At 46.6% G+C, this 18,862-nt stretch carries 21 protein-coding genes; 4 read left to right on the top strand and 17 right to left on the bottom strand.

Annotation, left to right across the window (positions count from 1 at the left end; genetic code table 11):
* Window positions 1-2: 2 nt before the first annotated feature.
* Window positions 3-713 (bottom strand): AAA family ATPase, encoded by a 711-nt coding sequence (locus MHB85_RS08045; RefSeq protein WP_105597843.1) that lies wholly within the window; start codon window positions 711-713, stop codon window positions 3-5.
* 296 nt (window positions 714-1,009) lie between these two features.
* On the opposite strand from MHB85_RS08045, the gene MHB85_RS08040 reads away from it, so the two are divergent.
* The 3 genes from MHB85_RS08040 to MHB85_RS08030 are packed head-to-tail and all read left to right on the top strand — an operon-like array spanning window position 1,010 to window position 3,885.
* On the top strand, window positions 1,010-1,894 hold the full coding sequence (locus tag MHB85_RS08040) for a PRD domain-containing protein (protein WP_223199892.1): 885 nt from the start codon (window positions 1,010-1,012) through the stop codon (window positions 1,892-1,894).
* The gene (locus tag MHB85_RS08035) at window positions 1,894-2,397 is read left to right on the top strand and encodes a PTS sugar transporter subunit IIA (protein ID WP_374954384.1); all 504 of its coding nucleotides are present in this window, start codon (window positions 1,894-1,896) and stop codon (window positions 2,395-2,397) included. Before MHB85_RS08040 ends, MHB85_RS08035 begins: the two co-directional genes overlap by 1 nt.
* A 30-nt stretch (window positions 2,398-2,427) precedes the next feature.
* Window positions 2,428-3,885: a PTS transporter subunit EIIC gene (locus MHB85_RS08030; protein WP_192134503.1), complete on the top strand. Its 1,458-nt coding sequence runs from the start codon at window positions 2,428-2,430 to the stop codon at window positions 3,883-3,885.
* A 152-nt stretch (window positions 3,886-4,037) separates the two neighbouring features.
* Here MHB85_RS08030 and MHB85_RS08025 read toward each other — a convergent pair whose 3' ends face one another.
* The 7 genes from MHB85_RS08025 to MHB85_RS07995 all read right to left on the bottom strand — a co-directional run bounded on the left by MHB85_RS08025 (window position 4,038) and on the right by MHB85_RS07995 (window position 10,308).
* Window positions 4,038-5,051, bottom strand: a complete 1,014-nt coding sequence (locus MHB85_RS08025; RefSeq protein ID WP_192134501.1) for a bifunctional glycosyltransferase family 2/GtrA family protein — start codon at window positions 5,049-5,051, stop codon at window positions 4,038-4,040.
* Window positions 5,048-6,061 carry a phosphodiester glycosidase family protein gene (locus MHB85_RS08020; RefSeq protein ID WP_192134499.1) on the bottom strand — a complete coding sequence of 338 codons (1,014 nt, stop codon included), beginning with the start codon at window positions 6,059-6,061 and terminating at the stop codon, window positions 5,048-5,050. The genes MHB85_RS08025 and MHB85_RS08020 overlap by 4 nt, the downstream gene beginning before the upstream one ends.
* Window positions 6,062-6,358: 297 nt before the next feature.
* A complete protein-coding gene (locus MHB85_RS08015) occupies window positions 6,359-7,315 on the bottom strand; it encodes a radical SAM protein (protein ID WP_192134497.1) in 957 nt (318 codons plus the stop codon).
* Between the two features lie 335 nt (window positions 7,316-7,650).
* The gene (locus MHB85_RS08010; RefSeq protein ID WP_192134495.1) at window positions 7,651-8,226 is read right to left on the bottom strand and encodes a GNAT family N-acetyltransferase; all 576 of its coding nucleotides are present in this window, start codon (window positions 8,224-8,226) and stop codon (window positions 7,651-7,653) included.
* Window positions 8,227-8,305: 79 nt separating this feature from the next.
* A complete protein-coding gene (locus MHB85_RS08005) occupies window positions 8,306-8,962 on the bottom strand; it encodes a pyridoxine/pyridoxamine 5'-phosphate oxidase (RefSeq protein ID WP_192134492.1) in 657 nt (218 codons plus the stop codon).
* A gap of 105 nt (window positions 8,963-9,067) precedes the next feature.
* Window positions 9,068-9,682, bottom strand: a complete 615-nt coding sequence (locus MHB85_RS08000) for a histidine phosphatase family protein (RefSeq protein ID WP_192134490.1) — start codon at window positions 9,680-9,682, stop codon at window positions 9,068-9,070.
* Window positions 9,683-9,801: 119 nt separating this feature from the next.
* Window positions 9,802-10,308: a DUF2569 domain-containing protein gene (locus tag MHB85_RS07995; RefSeq protein WP_179198456.1), complete on the bottom strand. Its 507-nt coding sequence runs from the start codon at window positions 10,306-10,308 to the stop codon at window positions 9,802-9,804.
* A 340-nt stretch (window positions 10,309-10,648) separates the two neighbouring features.
* Here MHB85_RS07995 and MHB85_RS07990 point away from each other — a divergent pair, with 340 nt between their 5' ends.
* On the top strand, window positions 10,649-11,593 hold the full coding sequence (locus MHB85_RS07990) for a hypothetical protein (RefSeq protein WP_192134488.1): 945 nt from the start codon (window positions 10,649-10,651) through the stop codon (window positions 11,591-11,593).
* Between the two features lie 19 nt (window positions 11,594-11,612).
* Here the strand turns inward: MHB85_RS07990 and MHB85_RS07985 are convergent, their stop codons facing one another.
* The 9 genes from MHB85_RS07985 to MHB85_RS07945 form a co-directional block, all read right to left on the bottom strand.
* Window positions 11,613-11,906, bottom strand: coding sequence for an RNA polymerase alpha subunit C-terminal domain-containing protein (locus tag MHB85_RS07985; RefSeq protein ID WP_192134486.1), 294 nt, complete (start codon window positions 11,904-11,906; stop codon window positions 11,613-11,615).
* 19 nt (window positions 11,907-11,925) lie between these two features.
* Window positions 11,926-12,933, bottom strand: a complete 1,008-nt coding sequence (locus tag MHB85_RS07980; RefSeq protein WP_192134484.1) for a phosphotransferase — start codon at window positions 12,931-12,933, stop codon at window positions 11,926-11,928.
* 79 nt (window positions 12,934-13,012) lie between these two features.
* A complete protein-coding gene (locus tag MHB85_RS07975; RefSeq protein ID WP_192134482.1) occupies window positions 13,013-13,606 on the bottom strand; it encodes a DUF4304 domain-containing protein in 594 nt (197 codons plus the stop codon).
* A 27-nt stretch (window positions 13,607-13,633) separates the two neighbouring features.
* Window positions 13,634-14,047, bottom strand: a complete 414-nt coding sequence (locus MHB85_RS07970; RefSeq protein WP_244661039.1) for a DUF4275 family protein — start codon at window positions 14,045-14,047, stop codon at window positions 13,634-13,636.
* A gap of 121 nt (window positions 14,048-14,168) precedes the next feature.
* Entirely contained in the window at window positions 14,169-14,729 is a 561-nt protein-coding gene (locus MHB85_RS07965; RefSeq protein ID WP_192134480.1) for an NUDIX hydrolase, read from the bottom strand.
* A gap of 164 nt (window positions 14,730-14,893) precedes the next feature.
* Window positions 14,894-15,571 carry an ABC transporter ATP-binding protein gene (locus MHB85_RS07960; protein ID WP_192134478.1) on the bottom strand — a complete coding sequence of 226 codons (678 nt, stop codon included), beginning with the start codon at window positions 15,569-15,571 and terminating at the stop codon, window positions 14,894-14,896.
* On the bottom strand, window positions 15,568-16,698 hold the full coding sequence (locus MHB85_RS07955; protein WP_192134475.1) for an ABC transporter permease: 1,131 nt from the start codon (window positions 16,696-16,698) through the stop codon (window positions 15,568-15,570). Before MHB85_RS07955 ends, MHB85_RS07960 begins: the two co-directional genes overlap by 4 nt.
* Before the next feature lie 67 nt (window positions 16,699-16,765).
* A complete protein-coding gene (locus MHB85_RS07950; RefSeq protein ID WP_192134473.1) occupies window positions 16,766-18,142 on the bottom strand; it encodes an ATP-binding protein in 1,377 nt (458 codons plus the stop codon).
* Window positions 18,139-18,816: a response regulator transcription factor gene (locus MHB85_RS07945; RefSeq protein ID WP_192134471.1), complete on the bottom strand. Its 678-nt coding sequence runs from the start codon at window positions 18,814-18,816 to the stop codon at window positions 18,139-18,141. The genes MHB85_RS07950 and MHB85_RS07945 overlap by 4 nt, the downstream gene beginning before the upstream one ends.
* Window positions 18,817-18,862 lie beyond the last annotated feature (46 nt).

The following is an 18,862-nucleotide window of genomic DNA, read 5'->3' as shown; positions in this document are numbered from 1 at the left end:
ACTTAGTCTTTAAATAATTCATTCAGCATCCGGTCGCGGTTCTCCAGAAAACTGCGGGTAATCTGGTAGTGATCGGTATCCTCATAGACTACCTCTTGAATATGGTTATCGTCAAAACTTAAAATCTCCGCCCCCGGATACCCGAGCAGAATAGGTGAGTGCGTCGCAATAATGAACTGCGAAGTGCCTGACAGATCATGAAGAATCCGCAATAAAGAGAGCTGCCTAGCTGGGGACAATGCGGCTTCGGGCTCGTCGAGCAGATAGATGCCTTTGGAACTAAAGCGGTTGACGAACAGACTGAGAAAAGACTCCCCATGTGATTGTTCATGTAATGAACGCCCGCCATAATACGGAAGCGATTCCGGCATCTCGTCGACATGTGATGCGAATTGATAGAACGATTCAGAGCGCATGAAGAAACCATTCGTTATTTTGGGCAACCAGGCCAGCCTGAGATAATTCCCGAGCGAGGATTCCGAAGCATGTGTCTCATAGGTATTATTCCTGCCACCCCCTGCGGTATTGAAGCCACATTGATGTGCGATGCCTTCCAGCAGCGTAGATTTCCCTGAACCATTTTCACCTACAAAAAAAGTAACGTTATTTGTGATCTCCAATCGTTCCAAGGACCGGATCGCGGGGATGTCAAAAGGATATTGGTCCCTATTCTCGATCTTGGCCGACAGGAGTTCCACACTTCGAAGATACATAGGCATACTCCTATTCATGTTAGATTTGGCTCCAACTACGGCAGGTACCTTTTCGTTTACACATTCCCTATATTAAACGACGAACAGTTGGATGACAAAATTATGGTTGACGGTGGCAGATCAGCTTTATATTATGTAGGAAGAACGTTCTGATGAAAACATAAAATGAATTGGCGTGTTACCACCCCAGAGGGCATGAGCCAAGAAGCGAACATGAGACTATACTCGCTTCTTGGCTCTTTTTGCGTTCCGGAGGCATGAAAGCGTTAACTTTAGAAATGAGGAGGCGGTGAACCGTGAGTAAAGGAATGATTTTGCAGGTGGAGCGGGTCGTTGGCAGTAATATTGTTCTGGCCCGGTCGCACCAGAATACCAAGGAGTACGTACTGATCGGCAAAGGGTTGGGATTTGCGTTCAAGGTGGAAAGCACCGTTCAGGCCGATGATCCGCGGATTGAAAAAAGGTTCCGGCTGGAAGACCGGGAGGAGTGGGGGCAGGCGCAGGAGCTGATGAGGGACTTGGACCCCAATGTCATCGACATCTCTGACCGAATTATCCGTCTCATCGCTGATCAGTTTCCCGGCAAGCTGAATGACAAGATCTACCTTGCTCTTCCGAGTCATATTCAGTTCACCTTATATCGTATCCGCAATGGGATGGAGATTCTGAATCCTTTTCTTACGGAGACAAAGCTCAGTTTTCCGAAAGAATTCGAAATCGCCTTGGAAGCGGCGGCCATGATCGGAGAGGCCTTTGGCGTAGAGGTACCGGAGGATGAGGCCGGGTTCCTGACATACCATGTGTACTCCTCCGTAAATCACGTCCCTGTCGGACAGTTGGTTAAGGTATCCAATGTGATCAGCAAACTTCAGTCGATTATTGAAGAGGAGGGTGGTGTTCGCTTTGATCAGAGCAGCCTTAGCCAGGCAAGACTCATGATACACCTGCGCTTCTCCATGGAACGCCTGTATCAGCAGCCGATGACGGCTCCCACCTTCGCACAATATGTGAAAAATGAATATACGTCCGAATACCAGCTGGCCAGAAAACTGAGCGCTGTAATGGCCGAGGATTTGGGTACAGAAGTGCCTGAGGAAGAAACGGCTTTTCTCGCAATGCATTTATACCGGCTTTTTCAAACCCATGCCAAAACCAACAACAGAAAGGACAACACACAATGATCTGGAAATGGAAAAACAACAAATCTGCCAAAACATCTGAAACAATATCCGTCGCATCCCCGCTCACCGGAACCTGCGTCAGTTTGGAAGAAGTGCCTGACGAAGCGTTCGCGCAAGGACTTATGGGACCGGGAGTCGCAATGATTCCCCAAGAAGGCAGGCTGGTCGCCCCTATCGACGGCACTGTGGTGCACCTGATCAAATCGCACCATGCCGTAATGATTGAGCATGCTTCCGGGCTGCAGCTGCTGCTGCATATCGGTATGAATACTGTCAGCCTGAAAGGACAGGGCTTCACCCCCCAAGTGCAGGCCGGGGATCAAGTCACTATCGGTCAGACTCTGATTGAATTTGACCTGAATGCGATTGCTTCCGCCGGTTATCCGGTCATCACCCCTGTCATCGTTGCGAATGCGGCTGAACAGCCGTGGGAGTCACACCCGGAGTATGGCAGCGTAGAAGCAGGCATGGGAACGATCATGAAAGTCAGCTTGTCCAAATAACCTAAATCAAAAAAAGAAAGGAAGAACAATATGCTGAAATCACTGCAAAAGCTGGGAAAATCCCTGATGCTTCCTGTAGCAACCCTGCCTGCGGCAGGTATTCTTCAAGGCCTCGGTCTTCTTAATTACGAAAAGGACATTCCACTCGGTCCCGTGATCGGGGGATTTCTTAATCAGTATGTAGTTCCATTCCTGAATGAGGGAGCGGGGGCGATCTTCGGCAACCTTGCGCTCATCTTCGCCATTGGGGTTGCAATCGGACTGGCGGGGGATGCGGTCGCCGCGCTTTCCGCCCTGATCGCTTATATGGTACTGACGCGGATTCTGGGAGCCGTTCCAGGTGTATTCGGCTATATTCCTGACGATGTCAAGCTGGATATGGGCGTATTGGGCGGGATATTTGCCGGACTGCTTGCAGCCTATATGTATAAAAAATATCATAATATCAAGCTTCCTGACTGGTTCGGCTTCTTCTCCGGCAAACGCTTTGTACCGATGGTCACCGCCGGCTCCATGCTGGTGTTAGCCATCCTGTTCGGCATGGTCTGGAGCCCGATTCAGGATGCCATCGGCGCTTTCGGCGCCTGGATTGTAGGTTTTGGCGGCGTTGGCTCCATGGTGTTTATGATCGCCAACCGCCTACTCATCCCGCTCGGTCTGCATCATGTCCTCAACTCCATCGCCTGGTTCCAGATCGGAGATTATACCAATGCAGCCGGGGAAGTCGTGCACGGCGACCTGACCCGCTTCTTCAACGGAGACCCTACGGCAGGCATGTTCATGTCTGGCTTCTTCCCGATTATGATGTTCGCTCTTCCGGCGGCGGCGCTAGCCCTGATTCATACAGCCCGGCCTGAAAAGCGCAAAATGGTCGCTTCGATCTTTATCGGCGCAGCGGTGGCTTCGTTCTTAACGGGTATTACCGAGCCGCTCGAGTTCTCCTTTATGTTCGCGGCGCCTCTACTGTATGTGGTTCACGCTATTCTTACCGGTGCGGCGGCCCTAATCATGTACCTGCTGAATGTTAAGCTGGGCTTCGCCTTCTCTGCAGGTCTAATCGATTACCTCGTGAACATGAAGCTGTCGACCAATCCGCTGCTCATGATCCCGGTCGGACTCGCATTTGCGGTCGTCTATTATTTCCTGTTCCGGTTCATGATTATCAAGTTCAACCTGAAAACGCCGGGGCGCGAGGATGACGCTTATGATGCCGATGCCCCCACTAATGCTTCCGCCGTGGCAGCGGCGTCTGCCGACACCAAGGCTGGCAAAGTGCTCGCCGAGATCGGGGGAACAGATAATATCGAGAGCATTGACGCCTGCATCACTCGCCTCCGGCTAGTTGTCAGGGACGACAAAGCCGTCAACGATCAGGCGCTCAAACAGCTCGGCGCTTCCGGCGTCATGAGGCTCGGTGGTGGAGCTGTGCAGGTCATCTTCGGCACTCAGTCCGAAATCCTGAAGGATGAGATTAAGAAGCTGATGTAACGCTCGTCCTCCTGTGAGTTTAAAAGGCCGAGAACAAGGGTATGCTTCCCCCTGTTCTCGACCTTTTTTGTTAACCAAGAAGCGCAGGATATTCTTTTGAAACGGTTTTGATTGAAAAAAAGAGAGCAAACTGTATGCCCACTCTCTCTGTGTTAATAGACAAATCTGCGCTGCGCCCAATAGCTGAACAGGAAGATGGACACCTCGGTCAACAGCTTGGCTGCGAGCAGTGGGATAATTAATTTTTCATTATAAAAATAAAATAAACCGTAGTTTAATAACAGCACCAGTAGGACAAGTGAGAAGTATTTGGGCAAAGAGTGCCGAACCTTCGAGATTCGCCCTGCGGAGAACACGTACTTCCGATTCATCGTGTAGTTGAAGGTGGAGCTGCACAGTCTTGCTGCAAGGACCGACAGAAACAGATTGTGAGTGAAATACTGAATGACGAATAGTAGTCCAAAATCAATTAGAGCAGACAGCAACGAAGATGTGCTGAACATCAGGATTGGCCTATAGATCCGGAACGAATCGACCAGCGGGCGGAAATGAGAGGACTCATTGTGATCCAGATACACCGTATCAATAAACTCCTCCGTAATCTCATACCCTTCCTTGTGTGCCGTTAGCAACATGTTCATCTCGTATTCAAACCGATCCCCGGGAATCTGGTTCAGCCAATCCAGCATGGAGTAAGGAAAACCGCGTAGACCCGTCTGCGTGTCATATACTTTGGTACCTGTCGTGAGCAAAAAAACTGCCCGAGTGACTGTGTTGCCAAAACGGCTGCGTGCTGGGATTTTCCCGCTGAAGCGACGGCTGCCGAGTACAATTCCGGGTCTCGTTTGTGTGAGCAGCCCTTCGAAGATACGCTTAATATCATGTGGCAGATGCTGTCCGTCACTATCTGCGCACACTACACCGCCTTGAGGTCCGTACTCCTTAATATGCTGAAAGCCTGTCTTCAACGCCCTGCCCTTCCCCAGATTGACGGGATGTGTCAGGACCGTACAGCCATAAGCTTCTGCCGTCTCGAAAATCCCACGGTAACCCGGGCCACTGCCATCATCCACAATCACAATGGGTCCAAGCTTAAATGTCTGTAACTGCAGAACGAGATTCAGCAAACGCACATCGGGTTCATAGGATGGAATTAATATCGTCATGATCCTTGTCCCTCCGTCAGATATAGAATGTCACTTACGCCACGTTCCTGGTTGCGCCCCAGTGGATTATTGACGATTCTGCCCATAAAATACATCGTGGATGAACCGCCGCCGTCCAGATTGTAGGCTTCGGTTGCTCCAAGGCCTTTCATGACATCGGCCAGTTCTGCCAAGGTCATGCCACGACTGTCGTCCTGCCGCCCGTCCACCACCACGAAAACGTAATGATTCGGAGCAATCATGCCGATTGCAGTTCTTGGATTCGCATCCTGGATGGAGCGGTTACCGAAGTTGTTGTCAATTTTCACACTGCTAAAATCACTGACAATCTCTCCATCCTGAATCAGAATGGGCCCAAAGGATAACGTATTGGTGGCACCTTCGGCCAGTAATTCCGAGGAAGAAATCTCGTTCTCGTTATATGTTTTCATCGTTCCGTCGTTGAACAGGGCAAGTGCATCCCGCGTGGGGCTGTCCCGATACAGTGTTCCATTTCGAATAATGACACCATCATCGCGGAAACCGTAATAATCACCGTTGATGGCAAAGATCGCATTGTTGGCTGCGGCAATCTCTGACGTATTCTCGGTAATGTTCGTTCCAAAACTGTTATCCGCCAGTGCTGTTCTCAGGCTGCTTGCATCCGTTAGCTGAACATCAGCGACATAATACGTAATCTGATCCGAGCCAGATCCTGACTGTACCTTATCAATATGGACCTCCATATCATCACTCGAATAATTCCAATCATCTGACATTGCATTCACTTCAGTAGCGGTGGTCGATGTACTGATGGAATCATTGGCGTTGCCAGATGCTGCCGTTGCCGTGTTCTCATCCGCTACAACCACCTGTACATGCCGGATCAGGTAACGGTCAGCCAGGCTGTACAGGATTCCACCTACCGCAAGCACGATGACAAGTGTGATGATGAGCCATCTGCGCTTTCTTGGGGAGAACAGTCTTTTATGTGGGTCTTTCCGGTTTGGGTTCCCATAGATCTTTATCATGTGAAGCTCACCTCTTCATCTAAGTTCTTAAGGCCATATTAGGCCGGGTAGCTTAAATGAATCTGAAACCGAATGAATTGGACTAAAGATTATTACACTGACACTACGATGACAGAACAACCTTCCAATCGCTGTTATTGTGTGAATGAATAGTTCAATAAATAAGGTGATCCTTTTTCCTACTGAGGAAATCAGATCACCTTGACTTTTTTAATCTATATAACCTTAAATGTCGCTGTTATCGTTTATATGTTTCGTTCAGCTTACATATCAAAACATCTTCGTCAGAGCTTCCTGTTATGCGTTTGCAAAAAGAGCATCATACGCGGGACATGGCCGCTTTTCCAAAAATTCTGTCAACGCCGGTGGCTGCTGGGCATAAATATCCTTCAACGACGTTCCGTTATAAATGTTGCCAATCACGACAGGTTGGCATAACTCACATATGAGAATATCTCCGTTGCCGTGCAAGTGAAGTTGTTTCGTGCCATCCACGCAATTAGAGAAATACACGCCCGGTTGCTCCCGCAAATTCAACTGTTCAGCAAACCGGTCCATACAGGTGAAATAGAGCGTTGTATCTGGCTTTTTATGCTCAATTAATTCCGTTACAGATCGTACAAGAGACTCTTTGGATACAATCTGGCTCCAGTCCGTATGCGGCATCTTAATGCTGTTCTGGATCTCATGGATGCGCACACCCAGATCATATACCTTATCGCTAATGGCCTGCATATTCGCTTGATTACCTTCAAACAGTAACGTTTCCAGTACCGTCTCCAGACCGGCTTCCGTGCACAAACGGATATTCTGTTCCAATCTCTCATACATGCGAGGATGCACACGGTAGTACGCAGCATAGGCCTCTGCATCCGTATAGTTGAACGAGATATGGATGTTGGACAAGCCCGCATCACGCAAAGCAAGAATCCGTTCTTCTGTCAGCAGACTGGCATTACTGTTCAATTGTGTATCGATTCCATGTGCCGCGCAGTACGTCACGATCTCCAAGCAATCCTGGTATTTCAGGGTAACTTCTCCCCCGGACAACCGCACGCGCTTAAGACGAGGAAGCTCACTAATAATGCGGATGACTTCCTGACTATCAATGCATGCTCCATCATCCCGATTGTAGGCGCAGCAATAGTCACATTTATAATTGCAGTTCGATGTCACTCCCACTTCAAGCCCTTCCAGCTCATATACGCCGGGTGTTTCCAGTTCGAGTGATTTATATCTGTTTTTGGCTATCAATTCGTTGTACCTCCTGATTCCTTCATTCAATCCACGTTTGGATAACTTGAAGAGTATAGCGGATGGCACACGGTTGACGATATGACATTATGTACGTTGGTTGTTGAAACAAAAATAAAACCCAGTTCCTCAGCGATCAGGAATGGGCCAAAGCTTGGCATATAATTATTGAATTAGACAATATAAAATACGATACCTTGACCTTTTGATGCAGCAAATTTAAGCTCTTTCTTACTTCTGCTTTTATTGTGTACCACTGATAAATTCAGGATTATAGGAAAATCTATGGCTTGCCAGCATGATAAATGACACATGACTTTTCAAAAACACGTTCTTTATTTAATACGAGTATAGAAATCTTCTTTTACAATGGCATACATCTTCAGATCCTGAAGTTCATTTTTCACCTTCATGTATTTCTTCAGCACACCTTCAAATTGCATGCCGGCCTTTTCCATGACTTTCGCGGAGCCCGTGTTCTTCACTAAACATTGAGCCTGGATTCGTTCCAATCCCACTTTGTCAAATCCAAATTGGATGATTCGTTTCACCACTTCGGTCATGTAGCCTTGATTCCAATATTGATCAGATAACACATATCCCAACTCGACTCTCCTGTTATCGCTATCACACCCTAGATAGTTACAACTCCCAATCAGCCGCTTGGTTTGTTTATCTTCAATGCCCCATGGGCCTATTAAATTCACATCATACCGGCTCATGACAAAATCCAAAAAAGCTTTGGTATCTTCTTTGCTCTTGTGCGCGTCCCAGGTAGTGAACTCCGAGACAGCAGGTACAACACAATATCTATACATATCATCCAGATCATCATAGGTAAGCCGCCGGAGTATCGTCCGTTCTGTCTCCAATACCGGAAATGGTTCGAAGAAACTTTCAATTGTTTTCATAGATTCGCCCTCCCTGAGATTGTTAAGAAAAGAAACAGATAACCGTTCGATCCGCGCTGCCTACTCATCTGTTATAAAATCAAGGCCACAACCTGCGTGTCTTCCACTGCCCATCTTGCATCACATATTGGACTCGCACATGCTTACGCTTTGAATCTCCCTGCCAGAACTCCACCTCTTGTGCATTCACGGCATATAAACGCCATTGTGGTGTAACGACATCGGGGTCACGTTGAATGTGTTCTTTCTGAGTTTCAATGGCATTATCCAACACTTCCTCACTATCCAAAACCTCACTCTGATGCCCGGTCATGGCAACTGCTCTCGCTCCAGCTGACCGTTTGCGGAAATCATCAGCGCCCGCTTGATCTCCCTGATCCTCGGCAATTCCCCTTATCCGAATCTGTCTTCCCAGTGAGGGCCAGTAGAATGTCAGAGCCACATAAGGGTTCTCCTTCAACTGCTGCCCTTTTCGGCTCTCCGAACTCGAAGCAAAATAAAACGTTTCGTCGATTACGTTTTTCAAAATCAACACCCGCGCATCAGGATAACCATCGTGATCCACGGTGGAGATCGTCATGGCATGAGGTTCTTTCACTTCGTTCTCAACTGCCAATCTCAACCACTCCAAAAATAGCTTCCCCGGCCGCTCCGGCAAATGCCCCATATCCCACGTTGGAAATGGGCCGGATAAAGATTTTAAACGTTGCAACAGTTCAATGGGTTGATTACTCATGTCATCGCCTCCATCTTCTATTTTTACCATTGTAATACATTGGGGCCTATGAGTCTCTACAGCCTGATTAAGTCTCGACTGATCAGCTCTGGATCTAATAAACAACTACTCTAGATGACTTAATGCATTTGCACTGCTAAGTTTCCAACCATGCCTTCCCTTTTCAACGGTATGTACACTGGTGTTGCCCATGGGATAAAAGCTGGACTGATTGCTCCATTCCCGATTCTCAAGCAGATAATACAGGATGTTAATCACTCCGCCGTGAGTAATTAACAGAACATTGGACTTGAGTGTATTCTCCTCTAGACCTCTGAAAAGATTCTCGAAAGCAGTGCTTATCCGTTTATAAAAATCCCTTGGACTTTCTCCTCCCGGAAAAGGGGAATCCATCTCAAGGGTGTTGAAATAAACCCCTGGGTAATGTTCTTCAGCATCCTTATGGAGCATGCCTGCCAAATCTCCGTTATTCATCTCCCGCCAATCTTTCATTAAGCTAGCCTGCATGTTTAATCTCTTCTCAATTTCCCGTGTAGTCTGTACTGCACGAGGAAGATCACTGCTAATGATCGTATGTATGTTGTACTCGTCAGCATGATGTTGCAAATGCTCTCCCAATTTCCTGGATTGATTGATTCCTTGTTCCGTAAGTCCACGATCGCTCCATCCGCCTCGATACCCTTCCTCATCCATCCCATGCCTTATCAGATAAATTTTCAAGATCTCTTCTCCTTTTCACTTTGAACAGGTTAACTATATATGTGACTGGTTTCGTTTGTAACAAATAAACCCGACCTCTGATAGCTTCTATCCGAGATCGGGCATTTCCTGCAACCCATTTATCTTACAAATGTGTTATGAACTCGCTCTGATTTGATAAAGTAAGGAATCCAGATCGCACAAGTAAGTACCGACTTGCCAATATCTCTTAACGAGTTTCCATCCTCAAGTTCTCTCGCCATCGGAATCTGAAGCAACAATAAATAATCAATGACACTAACGGCTAGACTGACACTATAAAACATGATCATAAGACGAGGAAAGATCGATTTTTTACTATACAAAGCAATGATAGTATATATGCTAAACACTAAAAACAGTGCGTTATATACCGTTTCAAAAATAACGACCGGTCCCCATAGCGGGTGATAATATGCAGATTGCTCCGAAGTTAGCAACTCCCAAGTCTCTGTGGTAAGCATGGGCAAACAATACAGGACCAATTGGAGCGCCAGGAAAATCAACGTAAGAAATAATCCGATCTGGACGAGAATCAGCCAACCACCCAAGCCCGATACGCCTAGTGGACGGTAGTCTGTCTTTTGCTCTTGAATATGTGGTTCCACCTCGTAACACTTCCTTATACATTTTAGTTTTTTAGTTTTTTAGTTTTTCAGAGATGAGTCTTCCACGTAATCGTACTCATACAAATCAAATCTACGGGTACTTCTTTCCCCTTACTACACGTGCGTTGTATGTATTCTCACACTCTTCTTATAGCTACCTCTCCATCCTCCTCTTATATAGAATTTTACACAACTTCCTTATTGTACTACGTGTGTCAAGAAAGCCAAAGAAGACCTTCGCTATACTTCCGCCATGTTCAGTTTAGTACGCGTCAGTCATAATCCTCTTATACAGATGCAGATGGTGACTCAGTATTTGACTACAAAGGAGGATATGGATATGTCCAATCCCAAAGTAAAACTTTTGCCTTTTGCCGACATTTCGAACTATGTCGAGGGATTCGATATCGTTTCCACCCAGTGGGGCGGGGATGGCCGAGTCTATGTGCTGTTGATGAATCAAATCCCCGAAAGAAAACGAGGTATGTTCGTCCAAAGTAATTTGAATCAAAGTTATACGTACAAAGTGCTTATTGTGACTGACCAAACTATCGAGGAAGTTGTCATCTGGGGACAGACGTTCAATTATCATTACGTACAACCATTACATGATCATCTGCTGCTGGTCGGAGCACGGTGTGCGAATTATGGGAATGAACAGGTTGATCTGAACGCCAAAGTGTGCGATTTAGACGGAAATACAATTCGTGAGTTTTTGTTGGGAGACGGTATTCAGAGTGTACAGGTCACAGAAAAGGGAACGATCTGGACTAGTTACTTCGATGAAGGGGTATTTGGTAACTACGGATGGAACGATCCGATTGGATCATATGGTCTGCTGGCTTGGGATGAGCACGGGAATAAACTATATGAAAATCGTGAAGCTGACATTGCGGATTGTTACGCACTCAATGTGGTGAATGAGAAGCAAGTCTGGTTCTACTTCTATACCGATTTTGAACTCGGTTGTATCTCAGGGGGCACCCGTGAACCCAACGTTACATTCATGAATCCAAACATCTCCGGTTCCTCCGGCTTCAGCACGGATGGTTATCATTTCTTGTTTGATGCCGGGTACGGTAAACATGGGACGTTTGTGCTTAAGAAGATGGAGAAGCCCGGAAGATTGAGCAAGGGGCAGAAGGTTGATTTATTAAATGAAAATGGTCAGCCCTTCAAGCAGGCAAGGCAGGATTTTCGCCAACATCGTCTGCTACTCAGTGAAGGTAACTTGTTGTATCGGGTAACGATGGAGGAGATTACTTCCGCTTCTGGTTTGGATTAGTGGAACAGCGTGAAGAGGGTTATTTCTTAAAAGACATTCCCTCTTCTTCCAAAGCGCTTCGCAGTTTAGGTATGGCAGATGGCCCGATTCCGTGCAGCTTCAGGATTTCTTTCTCCGTGTACTCCGCAAGTTGCTGTAGTGTTGTAATCCCTTCATTCTCCAAGGCTCGTCTGGCGGGAGCAGACATCAAGGCTAGAAATCCATTTTTCGGTTTACGTTCAGCTTCGCACGTTGGACAGGTTGGGCAATCACTTTTTTTATAATACGAATGTCCTTGTTCGCATGTTCTGAGTGTTCCTTTATCGTTTGCCATATGGGCATCCCCTTCTGGATTAAGTATTCAACCAGTTCTTCATATCTGAGATCATATTTTCGTATTGTTTCAAAGCCTCTAAAGTCCTAATGACTTGTGATGTTCCTAATAACTGTTCCTCTATGTCCGTACATTCAATCCACAGTGACCGTTTAAGACTATACTCGAGCCAGTCCAACTTTCCAGCAAAACCAACATCCAGAACCACTTCCCAATTGGCTGTTAGACTCCCCACTCGCTTCTTATATCCACCTATAAAAGCCAAGAACTTTTCCTCGTTTATACTTCCAGAGCTATCTACTGACCAATACACAGCTGTTTCTACCAGATCATGCATCGGATTAATATAACCTGCCGATTCCCAATCTATAATAATAGGAATGTCTTGTCTCCACATCACATTCTTAGGCTCCAGATCTCTGTGACTAATAACATTATTGGATGCCAGCATTGAAGATGAATTCTTAGCTTTCATGCTCCACTCATACAGCTGATCCATATTGGAATCCAAAATCTTAATCCATTCCGAATTCTCAATTCTTCCTTTGTTCAGATAAAACATCCAATCTATTTTTTTAGAATTAGTCGCCTGTGAACTATCCAATTCTAGTTGTCTAAAATCCGTTTTATGGATATCTGCAAGGATCGTTCCCATCAGAGAACTGTTATTGAAGGTAACTTCATCTTGTTTCAAACATTGACCCTCAATCCAATCAAATATTAGATAGAATTGATTATCAATGTTATGCATAGAAGCACCCTTTAACCTTTTTGCAGGTTGAGCATGGATATGTTCAGCTGCCACGTTTGCTATTTTTTCTGAATCCATATAATTCTGCACAGCAGAAGGTCTTATCATGATTTGGGGATTCAATGCCTTAACTGCATAATTAGCTTGCGTCGTTTCAATGGCGTACATTCGATGAAGAAGTCCACCTGAGATTGGTTTGGGCGAACTGATCAATTCACCAAGCTGTAATTCATTACACAGTTTCTCAAAATTTAAAGTATATTGAGTATCGCTCATATGTTATCCCCATTCATTTTGTATTGATCAAATCCCTCGCATTGGAAATTCTCATTTGGGCCATTTGTCGAATCAAAGATTACATTCCGTACTCAGCAAAAATGGCTGCATATTTCTTTTCAAATATCGTCCAGCGCTTTTCGGCTCCGTATTTGGCATGTAGTTGCTGTAAATAATACTTGGCTTCTTCCGTATCGCCGGCTTGTAGCAGGAAGCGGAAAGTTTCTTCACTTAAATGTAGCGCTGTCTTCGCCATATAATAATGGACTATATCTCTGGCCCCTGTTAGCGAGTGTAGGAATGAAATACCCTCTTCCAAATGTGAAACCAGTTCTTTCGATAAAGCGTCTGGATTGATATCGGGCGTTAAGGTATAGTGCGCCGGAGCGGAAGGGACTATTTCCTCGATCCGGCAGGTGAAATGCGATTTGTTCTCCAATACGACCCCACTCAATGCAACAGACTGCAACTCCGCGAGCTCGGTGGAATGGACACTACAGTTAATATAAAACTGCACGTGACTACTCGTGTTAACCTTTGATTTTTGAACGTTGAACTTGTATACGAGACTTCCAGCCGCTTTGGAGAAATTCAGATCTTTCTTGGAATAGTCGTGTTTGGCCAATAAGGGTTTGACGTCTGTGTTGATGATCTTCTTAAACAGTTCCTGCATAAGATATCACTCCCCTTTTGTTCAGAATCATACTTGTTCTATTTTATAAAAATAAGGGCCACACATGGATTCATGCGTATACACGTACGTCCATGTAAACGCCCGGTCGAAGATATAGATATCTTGCTCCGAATCAAAATCTGCTGCAATGATCCGATTCGCATTTTCGTATAAAAGTACCCAACCACCACTTTCATACATCACACATACTTCATCTTTCGGCTCGGCATTGAAAGCATCTCGTGCTTCATCATGTGTCAGACATTTCTGTTGTTCATAACTGAACATATGCCACTTGTACTCGCTATAATGGATAGACTCTTTGACCACATCATCGATATTATGTGCAAACACGCTATCCCATTGCTTTACAATCCCTTCGGATTCCTCGTACAGTTCGGACACGATAACTCTCTTATCCTGCAAGTTCTTCTTGAACATTTATTCCTGATGGATACGCTCAATTCCCCAATATGCTCGGTTCAGTTCCAATTCGGGTAAAGTATCCAGCAACTCATTAATTTTATCTCGAATCATCATTACCTCCGTAGGCTATCTGGAATTAAAATAGTTGGTCCTTGCCTGCCTGTTTAGCTTCTTCTCGCAGCATATGAGCCAGTTGGTACATCTCGGCGATGTCATATCTGTTCTGTGCCCGGAACCTCCGAATCGCTTCATCAGTCTCTACCACTTCAACAGCAACCACCTGCTCGCCATCCTCTGGATTCAGCGGATCACCGACAAGTTCAACATCTCCATATCCGATGATTCGCACGAAATGGGGATGCGGGATATGCGGTCGATACGGTTCCAACGCACTGGATGTACAGTGGAATTGGCCAAAAATCTGATAGGAACGCATTTCTGCCCCAAGTTCCTCCATCAGTTCGCGCTTCAGTCCATCCATATACTGCTCACCTGCTTCAAGCGTGCCTCCGGGCAGCTCCCAGTCTCCATTATCCAGTTGGAAGACAACACATTGATCCCCGACAAATGGAATGATGCTAATATTGCTCACCAGCTTTTCATCCAGGATGTCGTTTAATCTGAACTCTGCCTCAATAATCCCCCAATGAATCGACGTACTCAGCGCCGGGAATTGTTCTGCATTCAAGCTGCTCATCCGCACCGTTCCTCTCTATGTAAAATAAAATCTCTCATCTATATACTTCTGCCAATTATAGATGAAAATGAAGAAAGAAGGCCACCTTCCCCTTGAGGGAATACATGACCTTCTCGTCCTTAATCACATCAGATCGTTCCATTCCTGACAACTCACCTAATCGTCTAATGCTGCACCAGCTTTCCCCTTTCCAAAAAAAGAACCTGGCTACAGAGCGGCAAGATCCGCTCATCATGTGTAACCATCACTGCACTCTTGCCCTGCTCTTTCACGAGCCGTGCAATCATGCCGACAATATCCAGCCCGCGCTCCGCATCCAGGCTAGCTGTCGGTTCATCCGCGAGCAGGACAGCCGGATCGTTCATCAACGCCCGTGCAATGGCGACCCGCTGACGTTCCCCGCCAGACAGTTTCTCCGTATACGCCTTCCGCCGATGGGTCAACCCTACGGTATCCAATAGCTCATCCACTCGTTTCTCCGCCTTGTTTTTATCCGTTCCGGCAAGCTTCGCGACCACCATCAGTTGTTCTTCTACTTTGAGGTAAGGAATGAGGTTGGCACTTTGGAAAATAAAACCAAGCTGTTGAAGCCGTACATCGGATATATCTTGTTTGCTTTTGCCCATAATAGAAGCCCCGTCCAGCAGAACCTGTCCTTCCGTTGGTTCAAGAAGTGCGCCAGCAATGGACAGGAATGTACTTTTACCCGAGCCGGAAGGCCCCATCACAGCCACCAGTTCCCCCTCGGCCACCTCAAGGTCGAGCTTATCCAGAATCGTGCGTTTACTGCCACCATCTTCAAAGGTCTGGGTAATTCCCTGTAATACCAATCGGTTTCTCATGCTGCAGTCCTCCCAATCGCATCAAGTGCATCAATTTTGGTAACCTTCCACACTGAAAATAATGAACCCGCCATAGACATTAGGATGAACAATATGCAGGTTGAGGCAAGCGTGGATAAGCCTAATTGAAATGGCATTGATGCTGGCAAGATGGACTCAAACAGTCGAACCAACAGTACGCTAATGACCAAACTGCCAACCGATAGAATGAACACTTGTAACGAAACACTACCCGCCAGATATCCATTCCGCGTTCCGATCGCTTTTAATATGCCGAACTGACTTGTTTTCTGAATCGTGATGACATAGAAGAATACCGCAAGCACAAACGCCGAGATGACATATAGAAAAGCGATCATCATGAGCAACGATCCCTGCTCTTCCTTATATCCAGGAATGGCCGATACGGCATCCGATTTCGTGATGACTTCCGTATTAGGCATTGCAGCACTTAGTTCGTCTACCTGCTCACCCGCGTCCTTTACCGCAATGGCATTGTATATCGGAGCATTGGCATTGGTGTCGGCCGAACCTTGTGTAGTTCGTGAACCTCCTTGAAGCGTAACCCATTCTTCTTCATTCAGGAACACGACCGGCGAGTGACTGAAAGACTCATTTTGTACAAATCCGCCAACGGTCCACTTCATCCCCGAAGCTTGATCGACCAGAACGGTGCCAATCGTCACACCGGATTCAGCTAACTTATGATCCACCACAACCTGCCCGTTGGTCTGATCCGTAATCGGAGTTCCTTCGGTAACTGCTGGAGCAAGCCAGCCTTCCGGATTCACCATGAACAACGTGACATCAATCTTTTTCGTGTCGCCCATTGGACTGACGGTTGTCATTTTCACACCGAGCGGCTCAGCGTTCTCTTGCCCCACTACGGAGCGAGCTTGATTAAGCTGATCCTGATCCACTTGTGACCGGGTAAACCGATGATTCGAATCCTGTTCCAGCACAAAGTGGGTTGCTGCCATATTTTTGACCGAAGCTGCGTTATCATACGCCAGCCCCTGTGCAAGACCTGTAACAAACAGTACCAGAAATGAAACCAGCACCATGATTGTAGCAATTAAGGCATACCGCCCTTTGGCATACCTCATTTCCCGAATAGCCAAGTACATGTTGTGTGACCTCCCTCTTGATAATCCAAGTATAGGAGGCGAAAATGAACGGAAAATGAATAACAGATTACATCTGCGGAAGGGTCACGGTAAAGACTGTTCCCTCAGGCGAACTGGCAACCTCAATTGTACCGTCATGGATTCGGATAATTTTCTGCACAATGGCAAGTCCAAGCCCGGTTCGCCCCGAAGAACGTTCCCGCGCACGGTCCACCCGGTAAAATCGATCGAACAGAAAAGGCAGATGCTCCGCAGCAATGCCGTCCCCTGTATCCCGAATCTGGATTACACACTGGTCATCTATCTGCTCGGCATGGATCTCGATGCTTCTTCCTTGTGGAAGGTGATTCACCGCATTACCGAGAAGATTCATCCAGACTTGCATGAGCAGCACTTCATTGCCAATCAGCTGGATGGATTCGGGCACCGAAATCCGAAGGAGCAGTTCTTTTTCTTCCAGTTGCCATTGCAGCACCTGAACCGCTTGCCGGAATTGATCCCGCAGAGAGAACTTCACTTTGGTCAGATCTTCGTTGCCTTGTTCAAGGGAGGACAGGAGAAGCAATTGTTTGCTGAGCAAAGAGAGATGACGACTCTCCTCCTCAATGATCGATGCATAGTGCTCTCGTTCCTGTTCGGGTAGATCTCGATCCGCCACCAATTGGGCAAACCCCTGAATCGAGGTCAGCGGTGATTGAATCTCATGGGATACGTTCGATACAAACTGTTGCCGTGCCTGATCGACCCTCTCCAATTCACGGCTCATGGTCATGAAATGCTGGGCTAATTGTCCAATCTCATCCCGTCTTGCAGTAGGCAATTTCAGATTATATTTTCCTTGTGCGATGCGTTTGGTCGCCTCGGACAGACGTTCAATCGGATTGACCAGATATCGGGTACTGATCAGAAAGATCAGGATACTGATGCCTATGGTAAATGCGCCAATCAGTGCAAAAAAGATTCGCAGCTCACCGAACTGCAGAATTACATCCGGACGCATAAAGAGAGCGTAATTCGCATTGCCTAGCTGTAGATAAACACCCACGGTATTGCTTAATTGATTATCGAAGAAACCGGTAATGAACGGTTTACTTGGAAACTGGGCGACGCCATGGTACACCTCACCATTAAGTACCAGATCTACAGCTCGCTTGTCCAGGTCCTTCTCACGGAATTCGCGGCCGTAGAATTGGTCGTTGCCTTTTCCATCCGTTACATAGATTTCGTACCCGAGTGCGGCGGCATTGTTCAAATACTGCTCCATGGTGCCGGGTTGCTGCTCTACAAATTGCTTCATTTGCGTTGCAATGCCTACCAGCTTCTCATCATTGAATTCCTTGAGCTTCGCATGATAGTAGATATTCGACAAAAGGAAACCCAGCATGCCGCTGACCACAATTACCGCAACCGTAATGAGGAATACTCGGACGTACAAGGTCCTCACGGTGCTTTCACCTCCATCTTGTAACCGATGCCTCGCACCGTTTGGATGACAAAATCCTCCGTATAATCAGCAAACCGATCACGGAGTCGCTTAATATGTACATCAACAGTACGGTCATCTCCTTCGTAATCTGCTCCCCAGACAAGTCGAATGAGTTCATCCCGAGAGAACAAACGCCCCGGAAACTGGGCAAGCTGTGAGAGTAATTCAAATTCCTTCATTGGTAAAAAGAGAATGGATTGCCCGTCCGTGACCTCCACATTGTTACGGTCAATGACGATTCGATTCATGCGGATGATATCGCTGGATGTGCGATGGTACCGACGAAATAATGCCTTTACCCGGTAAACCAGTTCTTCGGGTTCAAACGGCTTGGTCACATACTCATCCGTTCCTTTCAAATAACCTTCTCTCTTATCAGATAGCTGATCTCGTGCCGTCAGCAACATAATCGGAATGTCGTAATGCTGCCGAATGAAATCACATAACTCCAGTCCGTCCATGCCTGGCATCATGACATCGAGGATCGCCAGATCGATTGGCGTTTCTTGCATCAGTTTCACCGCTTCTACACCATCCTGCGCTTCATGGACCCGATAGCCTTCCTTGGTCATGACATGCCGGAGGAGTGCTCGAATATTTGCATCATCGTCTGCCAGCAGCAGATGTTTCATATCGTTATCCGCCCTTCTATGTTGCGAGAACATCTCACTATCATCC

It is taken from the genome of Paenibacillus sp. FSL K6-4396, from assembly GCF_038002525.1.
GTDB lineage: Bacteria > Bacillota > Bacilli > Paenibacillales > Paenibacillaceae > Paenibacillus > Paenibacillus amylolyticus_B.
This window is presented reverse-complemented; position numbering and strand designations above follow the sequence as displayed.